At 73.2% G+C, this 3,271-nt stretch carries 3 protein-coding genes and 1 pseudogene; 1 reads left to right on the top strand and 3 read right to left on the bottom strand.

Annotation, left to right across the window (positions count from 1 at the left end; translation table 11 throughout):
• The 3 genes and pseudogenes from RWM17_RS13270 to RWM17_RS13280 form a co-directional block, all read right to left on the bottom strand.
• A pseudogene (locus RWM17_RS13270) lies at window positions 1–258 on the bottom strand (hypothetical protein); the annotation flags it as partial.
• Window positions 259–370: 112 nt separating this feature from the next.
• A complete protein-coding gene (locus RWM17_RS13275; protein WP_314104415.1) occupies window positions 371–961 on the bottom strand; it encodes a dienelactone hydrolase family protein in 591 nt (196 codons plus the stop codon).
• A 79-nt stretch (window positions 962–1,040) separates the two neighbouring features.
• Complete coding sequence (locus tag RWM17_RS13280; protein ID WP_314104417.1) at window positions 1,041–1,328, bottom strand: hypothetical protein; 288 nt, start codon at window positions 1,326–1,328, stop codon at window positions 1,041–1,043.
• Window positions 1,329–1,638: 310 nt separating this feature from the next.
• On the opposite strand from RWM17_RS13280, the gene RWM17_RS13285 reads away from it, so the two are divergent.
• On the top strand, window positions 1,639–2,994 hold the full coding sequence (locus RWM17_RS13285) for an NAD(P)/FAD-dependent oxidoreductase (RefSeq protein ID WP_314104418.1): 1,356 nt from the start codon (window positions 1,639–1,641) through the stop codon (window positions 2,992–2,994).
• Window positions 2,995–3,271 lie beyond the last annotated feature (277 nt).

Consider the following 3,271-nt stretch of genomic DNA (forward strand, 5'->3'; position numbering starts at 1 on the left):
GCTGACGGCTGCCGAGCCGGTGACGCCCGTGCCGCTGGTGCCCGTGCCGTCCGTCGGCGCCGGGCCGCCGCCCGCGCGCGGCACGCTCTCCGTGCCGTCCTGCTCGGACGACTCGGTGTCGGCGTCCGCACCCTCCGCGTCGCGGAAGGCGCCCTGCTGGCCGAGCGGCGACCGCCCGTCGGCCTCCACGCCGGAGCCTGCGTCGACGTCGGTCCCGGTCGTCGCATCGTCGTCGTGCGCGTGCGTGGTGTCGCTCATGTCAGGCCTCTCGCTCGTGTCGTCCGCGGGTTCGTGCCGGTGGTGAGGGCGCCGCGGTCGCTCCACTCTGCCCCGGAGGCGCGGGCCGGGGCCCAGGGAGACGCCAGCGCCGTCAGTGCCGTGCGAGGAAGTCGAGCGTGCGCTCGGTCAGCAGCGCCGCGGCTGCCGGCTCGTACGCGGCCAGCGACGAGTCGGCGAAGAGGTGCTCGCTGCCGGGGTAGGTGAAGACCTCGGCGTCGGCGTCGGGGTCGTCGGCCCGCAGCTGGGCCACGAGCTCGCGGGCGGCGTCGAGGTCGCCCTCGTCGGCGAAGAAGGGGTCGTGGTCCATGCCGTGCACCTGCAGAGCGAGGCCGGCCGGCCAGGTGCCGAACTCGGCCGCGGGCACGCAGGCGTGGAAGAAGAGCGCGCCGCGGGCACCGGGGCGCGACTGCGCCAGGTGCTGCGCGGGCAGCACGCCCAGGGAGAAGCCGGCGTAGACGACGTCGGCGTCGAAGTCGGCGGCCGAGCGGACCCCGCGGGCGGCGACCTCGCCGACGCCGAGGCCGTGCACGAACTCGAGGCCCTCGTCGATCGAGTCGAAGGTGCGGCCCTCGTACAGGTCGGGCGTGTGCACGACGTGGCCGGCGGCCCGCAACGCGTCGGCGAAGGCGACGACCCCGCGGGTCAGGCCCTGGGCGTGGTGGAACAGGACGACCTCGGTCACGGCTGCGCGCCTCCTCGACTGCCGTCGGCCCGGTGCGCGACGGTCGTCACGACCCTAGCCCGAGCCCGGGGGGCCGCCGTCAGCGGTGGAGGCGGCGACGGCGTCGCGCGGGACGGTCGGCGGAGAAGAGCGGGACGACGGGCGCGAGCGGCCGGTCGTCGGGGTCGGGCGCGCTCGGGGGCGACGCGTCCTCCGTCAGGTGGCTCGTCTCCGCGTCCGCGTCGTCGTCGATCACGAGCCCGGCGATCTCGGCGCCGAGGGGGACGAGGTCCTCGAGCGACGCCACCAGCCGGAGGCGGTCGTCGCCCTCGCGGTCACGGCGGACGACGGGCGACGCGTCCCGACGCCAGAGCACGTAGCCCTTCACGGGCGCTCGCCCGGCACGCAGCGGCCTCGACGGTGGTGTCCTGTCACGACGATGTACCCCCTCGGCCGTCCGCTCGCGCGGGGCCCTCTGATCCGGTGACGACGACCCTACGCCGCCCGCGCCGGGTCCGGCCGACGACGCCGGGAGGCCTCTCGGAGAGTTCAACGACACCCGTTGCGCAGCCTGCAGAACGGTGTCCGACGGACCCTCACAGGCGAGTACCCTGACACGGGCGGAGGAACCAGCCGCCTGCAGATCGGGGTCACCGGCGACCTCCGCCACGAACCGAGCACCCCGCAGGAGCACCCTCATGTCCGACGACCGCACCTCCGACGAGCGACCTGCCGGCACCTCCAGCCCCACGCCCGCTGCACGGCCCGCGCGGCCCCACGTCGTCGTGGTCGGCGGCGGCTTCGCCGGCATCGCCACGATGCGCGCCCTCAAGGACGCCGACGTCGACATCACGCTGATCGACCGGCACGTCTACAACATGTTCCAGCCGCTCATGTACCAGGTCGCGACCGGCGGCCTGAACGCCGGCGACGTGACGTACTTCCTCCGCAGCCTGCGCTCGAAGCAGTCGAACGCCGACTTCCGTCACGGCCTCCTCACGACCGTCCGTGCCGACGAGCGCGTCATCACGCTCCGCGACGGCGAAGAGATCTCGTACGACGCGCTGGTCCTCGCGAACGGCGTCAACACGAGCTACTTCGGCACCAAGGGCGCCTACGAGTTCGCCTACTCGATGTACTCCCGCTCGCAGGCCCTCCGCATCCGCGACGAGATGTTCACGCAGCTCGAGAACGCGGCGGCGTCGCAGGGCAGCGGCGAGGTCCGGGTGGTCATCGTCGGAGGCGGCGCGACCGGCGTCGAGATGGCCGGTGCGCTGGCCGAGCTCCGCGACCAGGCCCTCAAGGACGCGTACCCCGAGATCGACGCCTCGAGCATCACGATCACTCTGGTGCACCGCAGCGGCGAGCTCCTCAAGCCGTTCGCGCCGCGCCTCCGTCGCTACGCCGCCAAGGTGCTGCGAAAGCGCGGCGTCGACCTGCGGCTCGACACCGGCGTCGAGGAGGTCACGCCCGACGGCGTCCGCACCGCCTCGGGCGAGTTCATCCCCGCCGAGCTCGTCGTCTGGGCCACCGGCGTCGCCGCGCACGCAGAGGTGGCCGCCTGGGGCGTGCCGCAGACCCACGGCGGTCGCATCCAGGTCAACGACGACCTCACGGTCAAGGGCCTCGACCGCATCTGGGCTGCAGGGGACATCGCCGCGACCGACGAGGCCCTGGCCCAGCTCGCCCAGCCGGCCATCCAGGGCGGCGAGCACATCGGCGAGCAGATCGAGCGCCTCCTCGCCGGCAAGCCGTCCACGCCGTTCAAGTACCACGACAAGGGCACGATGGCCACGGTCGGCACGAACGCGGCCGTGGTGCAGCTGCCGAACGGCTTCACGATGACCGGGCCGGTGGCCTGGCTGCTCTGGGTCTTCGTGCACATCACGAGCCTGCTCGGCAACGGCAACCGCCTGTCGACGCTGACCCACTTCTTCGTCCGCTACATGTGGGCGCTCCGCAAGCGCGCCATCCCGATCGTCGGCGACGTGCGACCGGTCCGCCCGAACGGCGACCGCGCCCCCGAGAAGTGGCAGACCGAGAAGGCCGAGTAGCCCGCCGACTCCCGAAGCGCGAAGAACCGCGGACCGAACCATGAACCGCGTTTCTTCGCGGTTCATCGTTCGGTCCGCGGTTCATGGTGGGCATGCAGCTCGAGGAGGTGCGGTGCCCGCCCGGCGCACATCGCACCTCCTGCGCCGCGCGAAGCACGAAACACGAAACACGAAACACCCCGGAGTGGACCATCCACCCCGAAACGACGGGGTGCATGGTCCACTGCGCGGTGCATGGTCCCCTGCCGGGCGCGCGGCGCGCGGCGCGGGCGCAGGG

Origin of the sequence: uncultured Frigoribacterium sp. (assembly GCF_963515265.1) — a bacterium.
In the GTDB taxonomy this organism is placed as follows: Bacteria; Actinomycetota; Actinomycetes; order Actinomycetales; family Microbacteriaceae; genus Frigoribacterium.

Excerpts from the sequence above, each read along its gene's own strand:
- RWM17_RS13285 (WP_314104418.1), top strand. The coding sequence starts at position 1,639 with ATGTCCGACGACCGCACCTCCGACGAGCGACCTGCCGGCACCTCCAGC.